The organism is Cryobacterium sp. M91 (genome assembly GCF_002929615.1).
Classification (GTDB): Bacteria; Actinomycetota; Actinomycetes; order Actinomycetales; family Microbacteriaceae; genus Cryobacterium; species Cryobacterium levicorallinum.
Map to the genome: position 1 here is coordinate 1 of NZ_PJJT01000069.1, position 19,013 is coordinate 19,013.

General features: G+C 67.3%; 20 protein-coding genes. 8 read left to right on the plus strand and 12 right to left on the minus strand.

Annotation, left to right across the window (positions count from 1 at the left end):
- Positions 1–67: 67 nt before the first annotated feature.
- From CXY80_RS02955 to CXY80_RS02980, 6 genes are all read right to left on the minus strand, one after another.
- The gene (locus tag CXY80_RS02955) at positions 68–724 is read right to left on the minus strand and encodes a hypothetical protein (protein ID WP_146070651.1); all 657 of its coding nucleotides are present in this window, start codon (positions 722–724) and stop codon (positions 68–70) included.
- On the minus strand, positions 721–1,401 hold the full coding sequence (locus CXY80_RS02960; RefSeq protein ID WP_199182214.1) for an ABC transporter ATP-binding protein: 681 nt from the start codon (positions 1,399–1,401) through the stop codon (positions 721–723). Before CXY80_RS02960 ends, CXY80_RS02955 begins: the two co-directional genes overlap by 4 nt.
- Entirely contained in the window at positions 1,398–2,978 is a 1,581-nt protein-coding gene (locus CXY80_RS02965) for a hypothetical protein (RefSeq protein WP_104131549.1), read from the minus strand. The genes CXY80_RS02960 and CXY80_RS02965 overlap by 4 nt, the downstream gene beginning before the upstream one ends.
- Entirely contained in the window at positions 2,979–3,941 is a 963-nt protein-coding gene (locus CXY80_RS02970; RefSeq protein WP_104131550.1) for a hypothetical protein, read from the minus strand.
- A gap of 277 nt (positions 3,942–4,218) precedes the next feature.
- Positions 4,219–4,500 (minus strand): hypothetical protein, encoded by a 282-nt coding sequence (locus tag CXY80_RS02975; protein WP_146070652.1) that lies wholly within the window; start codon positions 4,498–4,500, stop codon positions 4,219–4,221.
- 201 nt (positions 4,501–4,701) lie between these two features.
- Positions 4,702–5,478, minus strand: coding sequence for an MBL fold metallo-hydrolase (locus CXY80_RS02980; RefSeq protein ID WP_104131552.1), 777 nt, complete (start codon positions 5,476–5,478; stop codon positions 4,702–4,704).
- 89 nt (positions 5,479–5,567) lie between these two features.
- Between CXY80_RS02980 and CXY80_RS19350 the strand changes: the two genes are divergently transcribed.
- Complete coding sequence (locus tag CXY80_RS19350) at positions 5,568–6,425, plus strand: NUDIX domain-containing protein (RefSeq protein ID WP_158251546.1); 858 nt, start codon at positions 5,568–5,570, stop codon at positions 6,423–6,425.
- Positions 6,426–6,503: 78 nt separating this feature from the next.
- Here CXY80_RS19350 and CXY80_RS02990 read toward each other — a convergent pair whose 3' ends face one another.
- The 4 genes from CXY80_RS02990 to CXY80_RS03005 all read right to left on the minus strand — a co-directional run bounded on the left by CXY80_RS02990 (position 6,504) and on the right by CXY80_RS03005 (position 9,983).
- The gene (locus CXY80_RS02990) at positions 6,504–7,418 is read right to left on the minus strand and encodes a hypothetical protein (protein WP_104131553.1); all 915 of its coding nucleotides are present in this window, start codon (positions 7,416–7,418) and stop codon (positions 6,504–6,506) included.
- Positions 7,419–7,532: 114 nt separating this feature from the next.
- Entirely contained in the window at positions 7,533–8,411 is an 879-nt protein-coding gene (locus tag CXY80_RS02995; RefSeq protein WP_104131554.1) for a universal stress protein, read from the minus strand.
- A gap of 110 nt (positions 8,412–8,521) precedes the next feature.
- A complete protein-coding gene (locus tag CXY80_RS03000; RefSeq protein ID WP_104131555.1) occupies positions 8,522–8,905 on the minus strand; it encodes a flavodoxin domain-containing protein in 384 nt (127 codons plus the stop codon).
- Between the two features lie 22 nt (positions 8,906–8,927).
- Entirely contained in the window at positions 8,928–9,983 is a 1,056-nt protein-coding gene (locus tag CXY80_RS03005; protein ID WP_092448322.1) for a zinc-dependent alcohol dehydrogenase family protein, read from the minus strand.
- Between the two features lie 213 nt (positions 9,984–10,196).
- On the opposite strand from CXY80_RS03005, the gene CXY80_RS03010 reads away from it, so the two are divergent.
- A complete protein-coding gene (locus tag CXY80_RS03010; protein WP_092448321.1) occupies positions 10,197–11,051 on the plus strand; it encodes a universal stress protein in 855 nt (284 codons plus the stop codon).
- Positions 11,052–11,126: 75 nt separating this feature from the next.
- Positions 11,127–12,893 carry a GAF domain-containing sensor histidine kinase gene (locus CXY80_RS03015; RefSeq protein WP_233194888.1) on the plus strand — a complete coding sequence of 589 codons (1,767 nt, stop codon included), beginning with the start codon at positions 11,127–11,129 and terminating at the stop codon, positions 12,891–12,893.
- Here CXY80_RS03015 and CXY80_RS03020 read toward each other — a convergent pair.
- The gene (locus CXY80_RS03020; RefSeq protein ID WP_104131556.1) at positions 12,793–13,452 is read right to left on the minus strand and encodes a response regulator transcription factor; all 660 of its coding nucleotides are present in this window, start codon (positions 13,450–13,452) and stop codon (positions 12,793–12,795) included. The genes CXY80_RS03015 and CXY80_RS03020 overlap by 101 nt on opposite strands.
- 119 nt (positions 13,453–13,571) lie before the next feature.
- Positions 13,572–13,883, minus strand: coding sequence for a metal-sensitive transcriptional regulator (locus CXY80_RS03025; RefSeq protein WP_104131557.1), 312 nt, complete (start codon positions 13,881–13,883; stop codon positions 13,572–13,574).
- 126 nt (positions 13,884–14,009) lie between these two features.
- Here CXY80_RS03025 and CXY80_RS03030 point away from each other — a divergent pair, with 126 nt between their 5' ends.
- The 5 genes from CXY80_RS03030 (at position 14,010) to CXY80_RS03050 (ending at position 18,884) form a co-directional block, all read left to right on the plus strand.
- Positions 14,010–14,237, plus strand: a complete 228-nt coding sequence (locus tag CXY80_RS03030; protein ID WP_092448318.1) for a heavy-metal-associated domain-containing protein — start codon at positions 14,010–14,012, stop codon at positions 14,235–14,237.
- 38 nt (positions 14,238–14,275) lie between these two features.
- Complete coding sequence (locus tag CXY80_RS03035; protein WP_233194890.1) at positions 14,276–16,465, plus strand: cation-translocating P-type ATPase; 2,190 nt, start codon at positions 14,276–14,278, stop codon at positions 16,463–16,465.
- A gap of 199 nt (positions 16,466–16,664) precedes the next feature.
- Positions 16,665–18,317: an FAD-dependent oxidoreductase gene (locus CXY80_RS03040; protein ID WP_104131575.1), complete on the plus strand. Its 1,653-nt coding sequence runs from the start codon at positions 16,665–16,667 to the stop codon at positions 18,315–18,317.
- Positions 18,314–18,616 (plus strand): rhodanese-like domain-containing protein, encoded by a 303-nt coding sequence (locus CXY80_RS03045; protein WP_104131559.1) that lies wholly within the window; start codon positions 18,314–18,316, stop codon positions 18,614–18,616. Before CXY80_RS03040 ends, CXY80_RS03045 begins: the two co-directional genes overlap by 4 nt.
- A 1-nt stretch (position 18,617) precedes the next feature.
- Complete coding sequence (locus CXY80_RS03050; protein ID WP_092448315.1) at positions 18,618–18,884, plus strand: metal-sensitive transcriptional regulator; 267 nt, start codon at positions 18,618–18,620, stop codon at positions 18,882–18,884.
- Positions 18,885–19,013 lie beyond the last annotated feature (129 nt).

A 19,013-nucleotide genomic window follows, 5' to 3' on the forward strand; every position in this document is an offset into this window, starting at 1 on the left:
ATGAACTCAGTGCGAGTATTCGGCGGAAACAACTTGACCATAAAACGCTCCAATCACTAGAGCGTTGCTACGACCATATGACTTTGCCATCATTGACCGGAACGGATGTCACGGCCTGGCCGGCAACATCGACATCCGCCACGAGACCCGCGCGTTCTACCCCGGCCAGCCGATCGACCCGCTCCGGGGCATCCCAGGGGAGCCGGCCGGTCGCTTGTTCGGTGCCGCTCGAATTGCGGGTCGAGGCCGGCTCGATCATGATCTGGGTCGCCGAGACCGCGTCGAACTGGTTGGAGATCTGCCCGGCGGCGGTCTGCGCGAATCCGATGGTGACCACTAGGGAGGCGATGCCGAGCACGGTACCGAGGGTGGTCATGACGAGCCGGCTGGGCCGGGCGCCGACGCCGTAGCTTGCCTCGACCAGCAGGTCCTGCACCGAGAACCGGTCGGTCCGGCGAATGACCGGCACGATGTTGGGTGGGCCGGAGAGTGCGGCGACCTGTTTGTCGGTGGTGGCTGGGTGAGCGGATGCTGCGGCGGAGGATTCAGTGGCGGCCGATTCTGCACCGGCTGGCATTGCGACGGCTCTGGGCGCTGAGGCCGTCAGCTCAGCGGCATCGTCGTTCAGCGAGTCAGAGTCACCGCGGGGCCCAGGCACCGCCTCGTCGACCGCGGCGGTGCCTGCGGAACGGCGGCGCAGCATCCGCTTAAAGGAGAACGTCATGACAGCTCGCTCAAGCGACCGTCGGTGATGCGCACGCGGCGGCCGGCCCGATCGCTGACAGCTTGGTCGTGGGTGATGACGATGAGGGTGAGGCCGTCGGCGTGCAGCTCTTCGAACAGGTCCATCACCTCGCTGCCGGTGGTTTCGTCGAGGTTTCCGGTGGGTTCGTCGGCGAGCAGCAGCTCGGGCGACGCGACCACGGCGCGCGCGACGGCGACCCGCTGGCGCTCGCCGCCGGAGAGGGTGCCGGGCAGAAAGCTGAGGCGATGATTGAGGCCCACCCGGTCGAGGGCTGCTCGGGCCCGGTCTTCGCGCTCGCCGCGCGGAACTCCGCTGTACAGGGTGGCGAGCAGTACGTTGTCGAGCACGGTGCGGTGTGGCAGCAGGTGGAAGGCCTGAAAGACGAAGCCGATGGTGCCGCCGCGCACGATGGCGCGCTGCTTTTCGTCGAGCAGGCTGGTAGAGGTGCCGTCGAGGTGGTACTCGCCGACGCTCGGCCGGTCGAGCAGGCCGAGCAGGTTGAGCATGGTGGACTTGCCGTATCCGCTTGGTCCGACGATCGACAGGTAGTCGCCGCGTTCAACCCGCAGGTTGACCGATTTGAGCGCCTGCACCTCGGGCGGGCCGGGAAACGACCTCGTGACGTTGACCAGTTCGACGACCGGGGCCGCGATCACCGGCCCACCACGACGAGGTCCCCGACCGCCAGCGAGCCGTCGACGGCGGTGATCTCGACGAATCCTTCGGCGGCGAGCCCGGTGGTGACCTCGACCAGCACGGTTTCCGCGCCCTCGCCGGGGTCGAATTCGACCCGGGATTCGCCGCCGGGACCGGCGGTGAGCGCGGCGAGCGGAACGGCGAGCACCTCGCCCTCGGTCGAACTGACCGGGATGCGCACGCGCACGTTACTGCCCTGCACGGCCTGGATCTGCTCGTCGGTGAGCGCGTCGGGGGCGAACAATACGGTGAAGCGGCCGCTAGCTGGTGCACTACTTGTTGCTGCACCGCTGGCCGGTTCGGCTGGCAGGATCGAGGTGATCGTGGCGCCCTGGTCGCCGTCGGGCATGGCGAGAATGGCCGGGGCCCCGACTTCAAGCAGGGCGGCGTCGCTGGCGGTCGCCGATCCGGAGATGACCAGGGTCGCGCCCGAAACCCGCATGACCGGTCCGGTGATGCTCGATCCGCGTTTCACGCTGATCTCGTCGACCCGGCGGGGCAGTCCCGGCAGGTAGAGCACTTCGCCGGCGGGCAGGTAGGCCAGCGCACCGTCGCGCGCGTCGCTCAGGGTCTCCCCGGCGCGGGTCAGCTCGGCCTTGGCCGCGGTAACGGCGGCCGTCTCCGCGCTCGAGTCCCGCGGGGCTAGGGCCTGGACTCGGCGCGCGACGGCAAGGGTGACGGCCTCGGCGGCATCCGCTATCTCATTAGGGGTGCCGTCGGCCCGGGCAGAAGCGAGCGCCCGCTCGGCGCTGCGCACAAGGTTGCCCTGCTCGACCACGTCGACGTTGGACGCCGCGCCCTGAGCGGTGGCGAGTGCGTTATTGGCGCTGTCAACGGATGCCTGCGCGCTCGAGACGCCGGCTTCGGCGCCGCTCACCGCGCTGGCGACCTCGGAGCCGCCGGTGGGGGCCGGGTAGCCGACCTTGGCGTAGAGCGCGGTGACCGCGCTCGCGGTCTGGGCGTCGAACACGTCGGAGTCCAGCGCACCGGCATCGATTCCGGCCACGCTCAAACCCTGCTTGAGCTGCAGCACGTCGGGGCCGGACACTCCGACCCGCAGGGTGCGGTAGACCGGCAGGTCGCCCGGCAACACGATCACCGGGCGGCCGGTGACCTCGAGCGCGATCGACGCGGTGTCGAAGATTGCGGCGACCTCGGGCACCTGCCCGGTGACGATGGGCGGCCCGGCGAGTTCGCCGGTTTCGATGCTCACTTCGACTGAGTCGGCGTAGGTCGCGTCGCCGCGCATGGTGACGTCGTTGGCGAGCGTGCGGTTTTCTATGGGAACGGTGATGAGTCCGGCGGCGGGAGCATCGGCATCCGCTGCCGCCTGCCCGGGCGAGACGATCAGCTGGCCGAGTCCGAGGCCGGCCACGAGAGCGACGATGGCGACGGTGGCCATGACCCAGATCACCCGGTTGCCGACGAACAGGCGGCGCCAGCCCCGGCTGCGCGAGTGGGGTTTCGGCGCGACCGATTCGGCGGCGGGCGCCAACTCGTCGGGCGCACTCGTTCGTCGACCGAACCGGCGCGACACCTACTTGCCTTGCTCGGTGTCTGCGATGAGCGCGTCCAGCTCGGACTTGTGATCAATGATGAACTGCTCTTCGAGGTCATACTGCACACTCATCGAGGCGTCGGTGTAGTCAATCTTTTCGGCGCAGGTGAAGTCGGCCATGGCGACGGCGAGTTCCTTGTCCCGCATCTCGGCGAGCACCGTCTCATCGGCGCCGGCGCCGGTTTGGTTTTCGTAGAGCTCACTCTGCGCGGTCGAAATCGACTCCTGCGCGTCCGCCTTCTTGGTGAAGGTTGCATAGCCGGCGTCGGCCATGCACGCTGCCCACTCGGAATCGAGCTTCACGAGCGTGGGGGAGGACTGGGCTGCTTCGTACATGGCGCTCATCGCTTCATAGAGGGCTGCATGTTCGTCCTGTGAGGGCTGGTCGCCGTTGATCTCGTGACTGGCGAAACCTTGGCAGCCCGACGTCTCCCAGTTGTACTCGTAAGAACCGTCCTCGCCCATCTCTTCCTCGGTGGGCGGCACGCCATAGAGCACCTCGTAGTACGCGGCTTGCTCGCCCTCGGAGAGGCTCGTGACGTAGTCCTGGTTCGGGTCGACGAACTCTTGGCTCTGCTCCTGCTGCTCGGCGATCTGCTCTGGCGATTGGCTCATGCCGTAACCGTTTTCGGCGACCCACTTCTCGGTGCCATATTCTTCGCCGTCGTCGGCGCTCATCATGCCGCTGTACTGCGAGTTGTCGACCGGAACGTAGTCGAAGCCCTCGTCAGCCATGCAGGTCGCAGTCAGTTCTTCCTGCTCGTTCTGCTGCGCCAACATGGAGTCTTCGTCGTAGCCCTCGTTCATCACCGACATGTACTTGGTCAGCGGGCTCTCGGCCGGGTCGAGCTTGGCTCCCGCCTGGTCAGAGCTGCACCCAGCGAGCGTCAATGAGAGCAGTGTAGTAGCGGCGATGGCCGTGAGCAGCGAGCGTTGGCGCATGAATTTCCCCTTTTAATACGATGGCGACGATGCCCGTTTCCCCATAAGGTACCGCATTGCTGTGGCCGATTGGGGGTGAACGCCGCTTTGCAGCAGTACAAGAACCATACCGCTCGGTCTGTTTTGTACGCAAAGTCAGGGAAGGGATGGCGAGCGGCGTACGGAGTGCAGGCTGGGCCAGCTGCGGGCGAACGGATGCTGCGGTGCGGGCGGGTGCGGCGGCATCCGTTTGCGCAACGTGGGTTTTCGGGCGCAGCCGACCTCGAGCGTTTGGGAGCTACCCCGCGGGGGCCGCCGGGTCATCGCCGCGGGTCCACGCGATGGCAATGAGCCGGCGCAGCACGTCGAGGGTCTTGCCGTCGTCGTGGCGGCGGGCGGGCGTTACCGCGTCGAGGAAATCCTCGACGGAGGATACGGTCGATTGCGTCTTGTTTGCGGCCATGGCCTCAGTTTTGCGCGTGCAGGCCTCTTCTGCTGCCGGGCCGAAACTCGACTCGTCGATCCCGGCGCGTGCGCCACACAGCCGCGGCATGCTTCGGGCGGATATGGTGGGCAGCAAGGAGTCGCCTCCCGGTTACACGTGATTGGAAACAGCACCATGGCCCAAAATCCCAAACAGAGCAACAAGGTTGCCCGAGCGGCAAGCTCAGGCATGCGGAACGCACGGTTCAGCGCTGAAGCGGATACCGCCGCGGCAAGAGCCCGCGCCCTGAGGGCCAGCCACCTGGAGAAAAAGAAGCCCGGCAAGTAGCTTTGCGGGTCAGCTGCTGCCGCGCAGGTAGGCCAGCTGCGCGCGAACGGATGCCTCGGCGGCGAACCGCACCGCGGCATCCGTTTGGGCGTAGACCACGTCGGTGACCTGAGCCGTGCTCGCATCGTCGCCAAGCTCTCGCAGGGCGGCACGCACCTGGTCGAGACGCTCGCGCCGGTGGGCGAGGTAGGTGTCGCAGCTGGCGGCGAGGTCGGGCAGCACCGGGCCGTGGGCCGGCAGCACAATGGCCGGGCCGAGCGCGCGCAGACGTTCGAGTGAGGCGAGGTAGTCGGCGAGGGTGCCGTCGATGATGGAGGTTCCGCGGCCGAGAATGGTGTCGCCGGTGAGCACCGAGCCGGTCGGGCCGTCGTCCGGCAGGTGAAGGCAGACGGAATCGTCGGTGTGCCCGGGGGTGTGCACGATGTGGATGCTGGTGCCGCCAGCGTCGATCAGTTCACCGTCGGCGAGGGGGTCGCCGCCCAGGCAATACGCCGGATCGAACGCCCGCACCGGGACTCCGGTCAGTTCGGCGAACCGTGCGCTCGCGGCCGTGTGGTCGGCGTGCCGATGGGTCACGAGCACGAGTGTGACCCGCCCAGTCGCGGCGAGGGCAGCGAGGTGGCCATCGTCGAGGGGACCGGGGTCAACCACGACGATGTCGGTCGTGCCGGGCGCGGCAATGATGTACGAATTGGTGCCGTCGAGGGTCATCGGCCCCGCGTTCGGAGCGAGCAGGCTGCGGGTGACTGGGCTCGTGCGCTGCGGTTGTGCGTCGTGGTCGGGCATAGCTCGCAGCTTAGTGTCGGTGTCGGTGTCGGTGCCGATGTCGGGGGTCGGCGTTAGGGTGGGGGAACCCGATCGATGAGGACGACGCGATGACGCGAGATGCACAGACCGGCCCGGTTCCGATCGGGGATGGTGCGAGCCCGGCTGCGCCTCTCGGGGTGGCCGCGACGGTGGTGTTGCTGCGTGACGGTGCCGAGGGGCCCGAGGTGTTGCTGCTCGAACGTCCGCGCCATCGCGGGTCGTTTGCCGGTGCCTGGGTGTTTCCCGGTGGTGGCGTTGATCCGGAGGACCGATTACTAACGGATGCCGCGGATGTCGCGGCGTCGGGTGGCAGCGGAGCGACCGCCGCCGAGGGTACCGAGGCTATGATCGTCGGCGCGGATGCTGGTGATTCTGCTGACTCGGACGACCCTATCGCCCCGGCGGCAGCCGAGGCCGTCGAACAGCTCGCCGCCCGCCGGGCCGCCGTGCGCGAGGTGCGGGAGGAGACCGGGCTCGAGGTGTCGCCGGATGCGCTCGTCTCGACCGCGCTGTGGATTCCGCCCCCGATCGCGCCGAAGCGCATGCGCACCTGGTTTTACCTCACGGAGGCACCGGCCGGCATCATTGTGCTCGCCGAAGATGAGGTCATCGACTACGCCTGGCTTCGACCCGCGATCGCGCTGGAGCGGCATGCATCCGCTGTGATGACGCTCGTGGCACCGACCTGGGTGACGCTGCACGGGCTGCAGGGGTTCGAGTCGGTGGCCGCGATCGTGGCGCATTTCACCGGGCGTGGGTTGGCGCACTACGAGACCCGACTCGGAGCGAGCGAGCGTGGGCAAGTGCTGTTCTGGGCGGGCGATGTGGCCTACGACGACCAGGCCCACATCGAGCAGGAAGGGGGCCGGCATCGGCTGGAGATCGGCCAGGTCCCGTGGGTGTACACGGCGAGCGATCGGGCGTAACGCCTCAGCCGCTCGTCTGGCTGCTCGATTTAGCGCTTGCTGAACGGAACGCTCGGACGCCCGGGTAAGGCGCCCGGGTCAGGCGGCCGGGCCGACGGGGATCAGCGACGGCACGCGGCAGTTCTGGCCGCCGACGAAGTTCAAGCACTCGTCGAACATGAGTGAGAACGGTTCGAACGTGGATTCACCAAACCAGTCACTGAAGAACAGCCAGAAATTGAGGTTGCCGTAGGTCGAGCAGGCATCGCCCTCTTCACCAGCGTTTTGCACGGCCACCGGGTTGGGCTGGTAAGGCGTGTAGTTGTACAGGTTAGCCGTGGCCTGGTTTTCGATGGCGACTGGGGTTGAACCGCACTCGGCGTTGGGGTTGAAACCCACGTCGACCGTGCCGATCTTGAAGGCCCGGTCGGGTTCCTGGGTGTACTGCCGAAACTGCCAGGCCGCGTTGTAGACCTGGTTGAAGAATCCGAAGTACTGGGCGTCGCAGTCGGCGGTGTCCGGGCAGCCGTAGCCGGTGGCGCGCAGGTAGCCCGATTCGCTCGGCCGGGTCAGCAGGGACTGCTCTTTTTGCAGCAGCACCAGCAGCACCTCGGGGCTGATCGTGCAGGCCGCCGCGATCTTCGCGATAATGCGGGCGGCGGTCTCGTTCGCGCCGCCGGTATAGGGCAGGCAGTGCCCGGCGCCCTTGGCCGGTTGGCTGGTCGTCGTCTCGCGGTACTCCCAGAGGCACGGCACGCCGTCACTCGGGGCGCAGGAGCGGTCTTCGAGAAAATCCTGGATCTCGCTCTCGGTGAGGGCATCCGGGTTGAAGAAGTTGTAGTCGCTGATGATGAGGCCGGGGTCGAACGGAGCGGGTTCCGTCACCGCGGTCGACAGCGGGGCTGCGGTAACCGGTGGCGTCGGAGAGGTGACCAGGGTCACCAGCAGCCCCAGCAGAGTTACGCCGGTCGCCAAAATGCGCAGTCGGCGAGGGGGCAGCGCAAATGTGCTCATACCAAAACCCTAACCGCGGGCGGCCAGCTCGAGGCACTCATGACGGAAGCGGGCACTCGTTCCCAGGGGTGCCAGCGTCTCGAACGAGTGCCGCGAGGCGCTGCCCAGTGCGGGTCAGGCCGTCGGGGCCGGGATGACCACCATGGGCGACTGGATGTTCAGCACGATCGAGTGACTCACGGAGCCGAGCAGCAATTTCGACAGGCCTGTGAAGCCGTGGTCGCCGACGACCAGCAGAGCAGCCCCGCGGGCTGCGTCGAGCAGCACCGACTGGGCCGGGCCGCGCACCAGCGACGGACGGATGCGCACCATCGGGTAGCGGGCGGCGACGATACGCAGCGACTCGTCCAGGATGCGCCGGTGCGAGGTCTCCAGGGTCTCCAGAAACCGGGCGTCAGGTTCGGTCGTGTCGCGCCAGACCAGCGGTTCCTGCCAGGCATGGATCGCGATGAGGTCTTCGCTGGAACGCTCGGCTTCGGCCGCCGCGAATTCGATGGCGGCGTTGGAAGCAGCCGAACCGTCGACGCCGACCACAATGCCGGTGTGCCCGGTGTTGAACGGCACAGCGCTGTCGCCCTCCGGAATGATCGCGACGGGGCCGTTGGCCGAACCGGCCAGGCGTGCCCCCATCGACCATTCGTAGCGCAGGGTCGACACGCGGCGACGGTGGGTTCCGACGACGACGAGGGTGTCCGTTCCGCTCAGCGCGCGCAGTTCGGAGATCGGGTCTCCGGAGAGCAATTCGGAGTGCACCGTCAGCGCCGGATACTTCGCGCTGACCCGCTCCGCATCATCGCAGAGTACCTCGCGGGCGCGTGCTGTCGTGGACTCCAACGCGAAATAGTCCGCCGACGACACCGTGCGATCGAGCACCTGCACCAGCGTGAGGTCCCCGCCGGTTGCACGGGCCAGCGACCAGTTCAGGGCCGCTCGGGCCGGCTCCGTTCCGTCCCAGGCAACCACCATCTTGGCGGTAGTGAGCGTGTCAGTCATGAGCCCAACCCTTTCTGCGGTGCTGGGCCGCGAGTGAATGCTCGGGTGACCGTCGCCGACTTCTACTTTTCAGGTTAGCCACGGCGATCATCCCCAAGTAGGGCCGAAAGTCACGAGATTAGCGACGACATCCGCTCAGCACGGTACGCAACGCCGGTAGATTTCGGGACACACCGCGATTGGGGCGCAGTCAGATCGGGCAGGGAGTCGAACCATTCCTGCACGCCTCTGCCGGCGGCATCCGCTTCAAGATGGAGGGTGCGCTGGGGCGTGACGGCGGCATCGATCGCGCCCTGTCGGGTGCTTGGCCGGCTCAGGCCGTGTAGGTGGGTCGGGCCGCCGACCAGGAGCAGGTCGACCTGGCTGAGGTCCACCACGGTGTTCCGGACGGCCGGAACGAGAATGACCTCGGCCGGGGCCAGGCCACGCCCGATCGCCTCCGCGACGAGACGGGTGTTGCCGTACATCGATTCGTAGACGATCAGGGCGCGCATGAAACCTCCCGGGGAAACGTTGTTAGCGGGTGATTACGACCTTGAGGGCCTTGGTTTCGGCGGCGCGAGCAAAGGTGTCGTAGGCCTCGAGGAACTGGTCGAAGTTGAAGTGGTGCGTGGCCAGTTTCTCCGCCGGCAGCTTCTTGCTAGCGACGAGCTTGAGCAGCATCTTCGTGGTGTTGGCGTTGACCAGCCCCATGCTGATGTTGATGTTCTGAATCCAGAGGTTCTCCAGGTGCAGGTCGACCGGCTTTCCGTGCACGCCGACGTTGGCGACGTTGCCGCCCGGGCGCACGATTTCGGTGGCCATGGTGAAGGTCTGCGGAATGCCGACGGCCTCGATGGCCACGTCGACGCCGGCGCCGTCGGTGAGAGCCAGAACCTGCTCCTTCCAGTCGGCGGCACCGGAAACGACCGTGTCCGTCGCGCCGAAGTTGCGGGCCCGCTCGAGGCGGTTCTCGTCGAGGTCGATCGCGATGATGGTCGCGGCGCCGTACAGGCCCGCGGTCGCGATGGCGGCGAGGCCGACCGGGCCGGCACCGATCACGGCGACGACATCGCCGGGCTTGACCCGGCCGTACTGCACGCCGATCTCGAAACCGGTCGGCAGGATGTCGCTGAGCATAACGCCCTGGTCGTCGCTGACGCCTTCCGGCAGCTTGTGCAGGGAATTGTCGGCGTAGGGAACGCGCACGAACTCGGCCTGGGTGCCGTCGATGAGGTGGCCGAAGACCCAGCCGATACCGGAGGCACCCTCATCGCCGAGGCAGTGCGAGTAGAGCCCGTTGCTGCAGTTGCTGCAGTGGCCGCAGCTCTTGATGCAGGAGATAATGACCCGGTCGCCGACCTTCAGGTTGCTGACGGCTGAACCGACCTCGGTGATTGTGCCGACGCCCTCATGGCCGAGGATGCGGCCGACCGTGACGGCGGGAACGTCTCCCTTGAGAATGTGCAGGTCGGTGCCGCAGATGGTGGTGGTGTCCACGCGCACGATCGCATCGGTCGGGCTGTGCAGCGTCGGATCCGGAACGTCGGTCCAGCTCTTCAGGCCGGGGCCGCCATAGACGAGTGCCTTCACGGGGTATCTCCTTTGGTTCGTGGGCGGGCAAACGACCCGTCAGAGCCACGGTACTTCTGGAGCTCCTGCGCCCAACAGGGCCGAAAGTCCCCTTGGGAAAAACCCACCTAATCGGGACTTCCGGCCCTTCTATTATTCTGCGCGCACTGGGAGGATGAGGCGTAGGTGGTGCACTGCATCGCTGTGACCTGAGCTATCAGAAGAGGTAGAGCAATGAACCGGATGATTGTGGTTGGCATTGATGATTCTGCCGCCGGCGAGACCGCCCTCGCGTGGGCCATGCAGCGAGCCGAGAACGTGAAGAGCCCGGTGACCCTCATGCACACCGTGTACGAAACCTGGCTGGCCGATGGCTACGGCTACTACGATTCCATTCTCGACGCCGAGAAGAAGCTGCTCACCGACGCCGGCGCTCGCGCCGCGGCCCTGGCCCCCACCGTCACCACCCACACCGAGTTGCGAACCGGCAGCGCGCCGCGCGTACTCAGCGAGTTGTCCAAGGAAGCCGAGCTCATCGTGGTCGGCACTGATCGAAAGGGCCGGGTCCAGGGCGAACTGTTCGGCAGCGTGAGCCTGCAGATTGCCGCGCTCTCCACCTGCCCCGTCGCCGTCATCCCCTCGCTGCCCGAAATTGAGCGCTCGGGCGTGTACGTCGGCGTGGATGGCTCAGCCGATTCCGTGGCGGCCGTCGCGTTCGCCGCCGCCGAGGCCGACCGCACTGGCCAAGAGCTCTACGCCCTGTACGCGGTGCACCTGCCGAACCGTCGCGTGTTGCGCAGCATCCCGGCAGACGCCGTGACCGAGCGCATGGAAGAGGAACGCATTGTGCTTGCCGAGGCCGTCGCCGGCCTCAGCGCTCGATACCCCGACCTCGTGGTTCACCAGGTTCTCGAGACCGACGAATCGCCCGCCCGGGCGTTGGTGTCCGCCGCCGTGCGCGCCCAATTACTCGTCGTAGGTAGCCGCGGCCGCGGGTCGCTGACCCGTCTGCTGATGGGATCGGTCAGCCACGAGGTGCTACTGCACATCAGCTGCCCGACGATTGTGACGAGAACAACCCACAAGTAAGGTCACCTCCCACCAAACCGTGCCAAGGTGAGAGCACAGATCGCTGACTGGGTGGGGGGGGGGGGGGAACACGGNGTGTCGGATCAGAGTATCGCCGAATTGGCGCTCACCCAGGACCGCATGCGTGGCCTGCTCGACGCCGTCGTGTCGGTTGCTGAGGACCTCAGCCTCGAAGCGGTGCTCGAGCGTGTGGTGACCGCGGCCTGCCAGCTCGTGCAGGCCCGGTACGGTGCCCTCGGAGTGATCGGCAGCGGTCCCGTCCTGAGCCACTTCGTCACCGTCGGTTTCGATGAGGAAACCGTTCACCGGATCGGGGCGCTGCCGACCGGCCACGGCGTCCTCGGTCCGCTCATTCGCGAACCGCGCCCGATCCGGCTGCACGATCTGCACGAGCACGCCGACTCCTTCGGGTTTCCGGCCCATCACCCGCCGATGAAGTCGTTCCTCGGCGTTCCGGTTCGGGTGCGCGACACGGTGTTCGGCAATCTCTACCTCACCGAAAAAGAAGGCGGCGGCGACTTCACCGACGAAGATCAGGAACTGGCCGTCGCGCTCGCCGCGGCCGCCGGCGTGACGATCGAGAACGCCCGTCTCTACGACGAGGCCCGCCGCCGCAGCCGCTGGTTGGAGGCGGTCGCGGCGATGGGCCGCGACCTGCTGCGCCCGGACGACGGTGACGAGAACAACGGCCTCGATCTGGTGGCGCAGCGCGTCCTCGTCGCTTCCGGTGCCGAGCTGGCCGTGATCGGGTTTCCCACCGACGACAGCCTGTACTGTGCGGCCGCTGCCGGCGTGGACGCCTCGGCCGAAGTCGCCGCCCGCCTGGTCGGCGGCACGGTACTGCTGCGCCCCGGCACGCTCGACGAACTGCACGACACCGGTGCGTCCTCAGCCCTCGGCAATCCGCCTATTCTGAGACAGGATGTAGCGTGCCCGGCCTCCGCGGCGCAGTGGTCGCTCCTGGGTCCCACACTGGTGGCCGCACTGGGGCCGGCCGGCGACGGGCAGGGCGTGATTCTGCTGTCGCGAGCACCGGCATCCGCTGCCTATAGCCTCACCGATGTGGAGATGAGCGCGGTGTTCGGCACCCAGGTATCGCTCGCGCTCGAGCTGGCCACGGTGCACCGGATGCGCGAGGAGCAGGCGGTGCTCGGCGACCGCGACCGGATCGCGCGCGACCTGCACGACCTCGTCATTCAGCGGCTGTTCGCCGCCGGGCTGAGCATGCAGAGCCTGCGCCGGTTCACGAACGATCCGGTTGCGCTGGACCGCATCAACGCGGTGACGACCGAACTCGATGAGACCATTCGTGAACTGCGTGACACGATCTATTCCCTGCGCGGAATGGCTCAGGACACCGGCACGCTGAGCAGTCGCATTCTCGCCGTGATCAAGGAGGGCGCGCAGGGTCTGCCGTTCGCACCGCGCATCCGCCTATCCGGGCCGATTGACGGACCGCTCGCCGATGACCTCAGCGGCAGCCTGCTCGCTGTGATCTCGGAGGGGCTGAGCAATGCTGCTCGCCACGCGCAGGCGACCAGCATTGACATTTCGGTGGACGCCCAGGACGAGCGGATCAAGCTCGTCATCGCCGACAACGGCATCGGTTTCAGTAAGCCGGCGCGGCGCAGCGGCTTGGACAACCTCAAGGAACGCGCGGCGCTGCTCGACGGTAAATTCTCGGTGCGCAGCACCCTCGGCGAGGGAACCCGGCTGCGCTGGTCTGTGCCGGTGCCGGAAATTACAGTCGGTGTTCGTCTCCACGTTTCGCAACGAACACGGCAGCCTGGGTTCGGCGCTGAAAGTCCAGCTTCGCGAGCATCGACGACACGTAGTTCTTGACGGTCTTCTCCGCCAAAAACATGGTCTGGCCGATTTCGCGATTGGTCAGCCCCGCGCCGATGAGGTCGAGCACCTTGCGCTCCTGCGCGGTGAGCGTGGCGAGCCGGGCATCCTGGGGGTCGGCCAGGCCGGCGATGATGCCCGCCTTGATCGCCGGGTCGAAGAGGGATTCGTCCGCCGCCGCGCGCCGAATCTTGCCGAGCAGGTCGGTGCTGCGAATCTCCTTGAGCAGATAGCCGGCCGCGCCGGCCAGAACCGCACCGCGCAGCGCCTGCTCGTCGTCGTAACTGGTGAGAATGAGGCACTGCTGGGCTTCGTCGACCGAACGCACGTCCCGGCAGACCTCGATGCCGGTGCCGTCGGGCAGGCGGGCATCGAGAATGGCCACGTCGGGACGCAGCTCGAGAATGAGCGGGGTTGCCTCGGCGGCCAGGCCGCAGTCGGCCACGACCTCGAATCCTTCGCCCTCGAGCAGCTCGCGCAGTCCGCGCCGAACCAGCTCGTGATCGTCGAGAATGAAGACCCGTACGGGAGCGGCCGTGGCGGCATTGCTGTTCATGGGGGTCCCTCTTCAATCGGCACGGATGCTGTCGGCACGGATGCTGGCCGGTGCGTATTGCTGACTGTTAAGTATCGCGCCGGGCTGCACCCGGGGACTAGGGCCAAAGGTCCGGTCCTTTAGGAACGGACCAGACGTGCGATGGCGGCGGAAGCCTCGCGGAGCTTGGCCTCGGCTTCGGCGCCGCCAGCGACAGCGGCGTGCAGCACGCAGTGATTCAGGTGATCGTCGAGCAAGCCGAGTGCGACCGATTCGAGGGCGCTCGTCATGGCGGAGATCTGGGTGAGGATATCGATGCAGTACTTGTCGTCGGTGACCATTCCCTGCAGCCCGCGGGCCTGACCTTCGATGCGGCGCAGACGCTTGAGGTAGGCATCCTTGTTGGAGATGTAGCCGTGCGGCCCGTCGTGGGTCGACTCTGACTCGTTCATACGGATATCCTCTGCGTCGTCGTTAGTGTCCCAGTGTACCCCCTCGGGGTATAGTAGTGCTCTGAGTACCCCCAAGGGGTATGCTCGAATGAGACCTCTTCGCGGGGAAACAGAAAGGTTCTGACCATGAACAGCACGACCACCGCCTACGGCGTTGACGGAATGACCTGCGGTCACTGCGTCGCGAGCGTGACCGAAGAGATTGCAGCTCTCGAAGGGGCTGAGAACGTCACCGTGGAACTGGTTAAGGGTGGCACCTCGCAGGTGACCGTCACGAGCGCCGCCCCGCTCGACCGTGCTCTGGTTGCCGCAGCCGTTGAGGAGGCGGGCTACCAGCTGGTGTCCGCGGCCTGATGTTGGATGGTCAACAGGTAGACCTCCTCGTCGGTGGGATGACCTGCACCTCGTGCGCTGCCCGCATCGAGAAGAAGCTCAACCGGATGCCCGGGGTCGCCGCCACGGTCAATTACGCCACCGAAAAGGCTAGCGTTTTCGTGCCGGCCGGCACGAGCGTCGACGACGCCATCAAGACGATTGAAGCCACCGGCTACACGGCCGTGCGGCCCGCAGCCGCCCCCGTGGCGGACACCGGCGACCCCGAGCTGGCCACCCTGCGCCAGCGCCTGCTCGTCTCGGCCGCGCTGACCGTGCCGGTTGCCGCCCTGTCGATGATTCCGGTGTTGCAGTTCACGAACTGGCAATGGCTGGCCCTGACCCTCGCCGCCCCGGTCGCCATCTGGGGAGCCTGGCCGTTCCACCGCGCCGCCTGGGTGAACGCCCGCCATGGCGCCGCGACCATGGACACCCTGGTCAGCGTCGGCGTGCTCGCCGCCCTCGGCTGGTCGCTCTATGCCCTGTTCTTCGGCATGGCCGGGATGGCCGGCATGACCATGAGCTTCACCTTCTCGGCCACCCCGGGAGGTGGTGCCGATGAGATCTATCTCGAGGTGGCATCCGCTGTCACGGTGTTCATTCTGGCCGGGCGCTACGCGGAGGCGCGGGCCAAACGCAACTCCGGGGCGGCGCTGCAGGCGCTGCTCGAACTCGGCGCGAAGGAAACCACGCTGCTGAAGGATGGCGTCGAGAGCCGGATCAGCACCGCGCTGCTCGTGGTCGGCGACGAGTTTGTGGTGCGGCCGGGGGAGAAGATCGCGACCGACGGCCTGATCGTGGACGGTTCGAGTGCGATTGACGCGAGCCTGCTCACCGGCGAATCGGTGCCGATCGAAGTCGGACCGGGCGACAACGTTGTGGGGGCAACCCTGAATTCCGGCGGGCGCCTCGTGGTACGGGCCGTCCGGGTCGGCGCTGACACCGAGCTGGCCCATATCGGCCGACTGGTGGAGCAGGCGCAGACCGGCAAGGCCGAGGTGCAGCGTCTGGCGGACCGGGTCTCCGCCGTGTTCGTGCCGATCGTGATCGGGCTCGCCCTGGCGACCCTGGCCGGCTGGCTGCTGGTCGGCGCCGGCGCGACGATGGCGTTCACCGCGGCCGTCGCGACGCTCATCATCGCCTGCCCGTGTGCCCTCGGGCTCGCCACACCGACCGCGCTGCTCGTGGGAACCGGACGCGGCGCGCAACTGGGCATTCTGATCAAGGGGCCGCAGGTTCTGGAATCCACCCGCCGGGTCGACACCATTGTTCTCGATAAGACCGGCACGATCACGACCGGGCGTATGACGCTGTCGAGCGTTGTGCCACACGAGTGCGGCTCTGTCGATGAGTTGCTGGCTCTGGCGGGGGCGGCGGAAAGCGGGTCGGAGCATCCGATCGCCCGCGCCATCACGGCGGGCGCGGTGTCGAAGCTCGGCCCTTTGTTGCCGTCGTCGGCGTTTCTGTCGGAGCAGGGGCTCGGGGTGCAGGCCGAGGTAGACGGCCGCCTGGTGCTGGTCGGCCGGCCCGCGTGGCTGGTTGAGCGGTGGGGGCTTAGGGTGCCGATTGAGCTGCAGGCCGTGCTGGGCACCGCCGAGGGGCTCGGCAAGACCGCCGTCATGGTGGCCTGGGAGGGCCAGGTGCGCGGCGTGCTGACCGTCGCCGACACAGTGAAGCCGACGAGCGCTGGGGCGGTCGAGCGCTTTCGGGCGCTCGGGCTGACGCCGATGCTGGTCACCGGCGACAATCTTGCGGCGGCGCAGAATGTCGCCGCCTCGGTCGGCATTACCGACGTGACCGCCGGGGTGCTGCCCGCCGACAAGGCCCGGGTGATTGCGCGGTTGCAGGCGGAGGGGCACGTGGTGGCGATGGTCGGTGACGGCGTGAATGACGCCGTCGCCCTGGCGACCGCTGACCTCGGCATTGCGATGGGCTCGGGCACCGATGTCGCGATCGAGGCGAGTGACCTCACGCTCATGCGCAGTGATCTGCTCGCCGCAGCGGATGCCATCCGCTTGTCTCGGCGCACCCTCACGACGATCAAGGCAAACCTGTTCTGGGCCTTTGCCTACAACGTCGCGGCGATTCCGCTCGCGATGGCCGGGCTGCTGAATCCGCTGATCGCCGGCGCTGCGATGGCCCTGTCCTCGGTGTTCGTGGTGACCAACAGTCTGCGGTTGCGCGGCTTCCGCGCGCTCCCGGTCGCCTGAGTATTTCCTTCCGGATCTCCTTTATTTCCGGGTTCGGGCTTTCGGGTTTCTTGTTTCCGGGCCCGGGCCCGGTCGCTGGGCCCATGATGGATCATGGGCCCGCTGCCGCAAGGTGGGCCCGGGCGAGCGGATGCCGCCGCCGCGCCCGCAGGCTTGTGCCCTCGATACCCTCTAGGGTTTAATTTGAATGGAGGCAAACGTGAAAATCATCATTGTGGGCGGCGTCGCCGGCGGCATGTCGGCGGCTACCAGATTGCGCCGGCTCGACGAGAGCGCCGAGATCATCGTGTTCGAGCGCGGACACTACGTCTCGTTCGCGAACTGCGGCCTGCCGTATTTCGTCGGGGGAATCATCCGTAAGCGCAGTGACCTGCTGCTGCAGACCCCCGAATCTCTCGGAAGTCGTTTCGCGCTCGACGTGCGCATCGACACCGAGGTCGTGCAGATCGACCGCGTCGAACAGACCGTTTCGGTGCGCAATCTGCTCACCGGCGAAGAAAGCCTCGAGAGCTACGACCGCCTCGTGCTCGCCGCCGGCGCCTCGGCGCGTTCCGGCGCGACCGACAGCACCATTCCCACCCATACGCTGCGCACGGTCGATGACGTCGACCACATCACCGCGGTGCTCGCGGGCGTCGAAACGGCATTCGCTGTGGTCATCGGCGGCGGATTCATCGGCCTCGAAGCCATCGAAAACCTCGTGCACCGCGGGGTGCAGGTGACCCTCGTGCAGCGCGGCAGCCAGATCTTCACCCCCCTCGACCCCGAAATGGCCGCGCCCGTGCTTGACCGACTGCGCGAACGCGGCGTCGACGTGCGCCTGGGCACCGTCGTCACTGGAGCGTCGGGGCAGAGCGTCACACTCAGTGACGGCACCGCCGTACCCGCCGACCTCGTGATCGACGCGAGCGGCGTGCGCCCCGACGTGACCCTCGCCGAGCAGGCCGGTCTGCGCATCGGCGAGAGCGGCGGCGTCTGGGTCGACGGCACCCAGGCCACCAGCGATCCACTCATCTTCGCGGTCGGCGACGGCGTCGAGAAAACGGATGCCGTCGACGGCGCAGGCACGCTCGTCACCATGGCCGGCCTCGCGAACCGCCACGGCCGCTCCGTCGCCGACAGCATCGCCGGCACGCCCGAGCAGGCTGAGCCGGCCGTCGGCGCCGGAATCGTCGCCATCTTCGGCCTCACCGTGGCCACCGTCGGCTGGAACGAGAAGCACCTGATCGCCGCTGGGCGCGCCCACCGCATCGCACACACGCACCCCGCCAACCACGCCGGCTACTTCCCGGGCGCGGAAGGGATGTCGATCAAACTGCTCATCGATGCCGCGACCGATGCAATTCTCGGCGCGCAGATCGTGGGCGGTGCGGGGGTGGACAAGCGCATCGACGTGCTCGCGGTCGCGATGGCGGCCGGGATGACGGCATCCGCTTTGACGCGTCTGGAACTCGCCTACGCGCCGCAGTATGCCTCGGCAAAAGACCCGATCAACCAGCTTGGGTATGTCGCCGACAACCTCGCGCAGGGAACGAGCGTGAACCTGCAGTGGCACGAGCTGGAAGCGGCGCGCGCGGCCGGCGCTGTGCTCGTGGACGTGCGGTCGGCGGGCGAATTTGCCGCCGGCAGCATTCCGGGCGCGCTCAACGTGTCACTCGACGAGTTGCGAGCCCGACTCGCTGACCTTCCGCCGGTGCCGCTGATCGTGCACTGCCAGGTCGGTCAGCGCGGCCACACCGCCGCGCGCATTCTCACCCAGCACGGATTCGACGTGCGCAACCTCGACGGCGGCTACCGCACCTGGCTGGCCGGAACCGTCACTTCACCCATTTTGGAAAGAGCCCTCGCATGAAAGAAATCACCGTCACCGAGCTGTCCGCGCTCACCGAACCCGTTGTCATCGACGTGCGCGAACCGTGGGAGTACGAAGCCGCCCACGTTCCCGGCGTGATCCACATTCCGATGGGCGAGGTCGTCGGGCGAATCGGCGAGATCCCAGCGGATGTTCCGGTGCACGTCATCTGCGCCCTCGGCGGACGCAGCGCGCAGGTGGCGGAGTATCTGGCCGCGCACGGCCACGACGCCGTGAACATTGCCGGCGGCACCACCGCCTGGCAGCAGGCCGGTCTGGCGACCGAGCAGGGGGCCTGAGATGGACGACGTGCGCGCCGCCGAGCAGAAGAAGATCCTGAACCGGTTGCGCCGGGCGCAGGGGCAGCTGACCGCGGTCATCGCCGCGGTCGAGGGCGGCGGCAATTGCCGCGACGTCGTGACCCAACTGGCTGCCGTGTCGAGTGCCCTCGACAAGGCCGGCTTCGTCATCGTGTCGACCGCGATGCGCGACTGCATCGCGAACCCCGACAGCGAGAACTCGCTGACGGTCCCCGAGCTTGAGAAGTTGTTCCTGACGCTCGCGTAGGGCGTGCGGGCGGGGCACGGGCGGCGGGGCGCGGCATCCGCTCGCCGGGCCCACCCTCTGACTCCGGGCCCAGTCTATAAACTTGGCCCGGGGACAGGGCCCGGGCCAAGTCCGCAAAGAGCGCGGCAC

Excerpts from the sequence above, each read along its gene's own strand:
- CXY80_RS02955 (WP_146070651.1), bottom strand. The coding sequence starts at position 724 with ATGACGTTCTCCTTTAAGCGGATGCTGCGCCGCCGTTCCGCAGGCACC.
- CXY80_RS02970 (WP_104131550.1), bottom strand. The coding sequence starts at position 3,941 with ATGCGCCAACGCTCGCTGCTCACGGCCATCGCCGCTACTACACTGCTC.
- CXY80_RS02980 (WP_104131552.1), bottom strand. The coding sequence starts at position 5,478 with ATGCCCGACCACGACGCACAACCGCAGCGCACGAGCCCAGTCACCCGC.
- CXY80_RS19350 (WP_158251546.1), top strand. The coding sequence starts at position 5,568 with ATGACGCGAGATGCACAGACCGGCCCGGTTCCGATCGGGGATGGTGCG.
- CXY80_RS02990 (WP_104131553.1), bottom strand. The coding sequence starts at position 7,418 with ATGAGCACATTTGCGCTGCCCCCTCGCCGACTGCGCATTTTGGCGACC.
- CXY80_RS02995 (WP_104131554.1), bottom strand. The coding sequence starts at position 8,411 with ATGACTGACACGCTCACTACCGCCAAGATGGTGGTTGCCTGGGACGGA.
- CXY80_RS03000 (WP_104131555.1), bottom strand. The coding sequence starts at position 8,905 with ATGCGCGCCCTGATCGTCTACGAATCGATGTACGGCAACACCCGTCTC.
- CXY80_RS03010 (WP_092448321.1), top strand. The coding sequence starts at position 10,197 with ATGAACCGGATGATTGTGGTTGGCATTGATGATTCTGCCGCCGGCGAG.
- CXY80_RS03020 (WP_104131556.1), bottom strand. The coding sequence starts at position 13,452 with ATGAACAGCAATGCCGCCACGGCCGCTCCCGTACGGGTCTTCATTCTC.
- CXY80_RS03025 (WP_104131557.1), bottom strand. The coding sequence starts at position 13,883 with ATGAACGAGTCAGAGTCGACCCACGACGGGCCGCACGGCTACATCTCC.
- CXY80_RS03030 (WP_092448318.1), top strand. The coding sequence starts at position 14,010 with ATGAACAGCACGACCACCGCCTACGGCGTTGACGGAATGACCTGCGGT.
- CXY80_RS03035 (WP_233194890.1), top strand. The coding sequence starts at position 14,276 with ATGACCTGCACCTCGTGCGCTGCCCGCATCGAGAAGAAGCTCAACCGG.
- CXY80_RS03045 (WP_104131559.1), top strand. The coding sequence starts at position 18,314 with ATGAAAGAAATCACCGTCACCGAGCTGTCCGCGCTCACCGAACCCGTT.
- CXY80_RS03050 (WP_092448315.1), top strand. The coding sequence starts at position 18,618 with ATGGACGACGTGCGCGCCGCCGAGCAGAAGAAGATCCTGAACCGGTTG.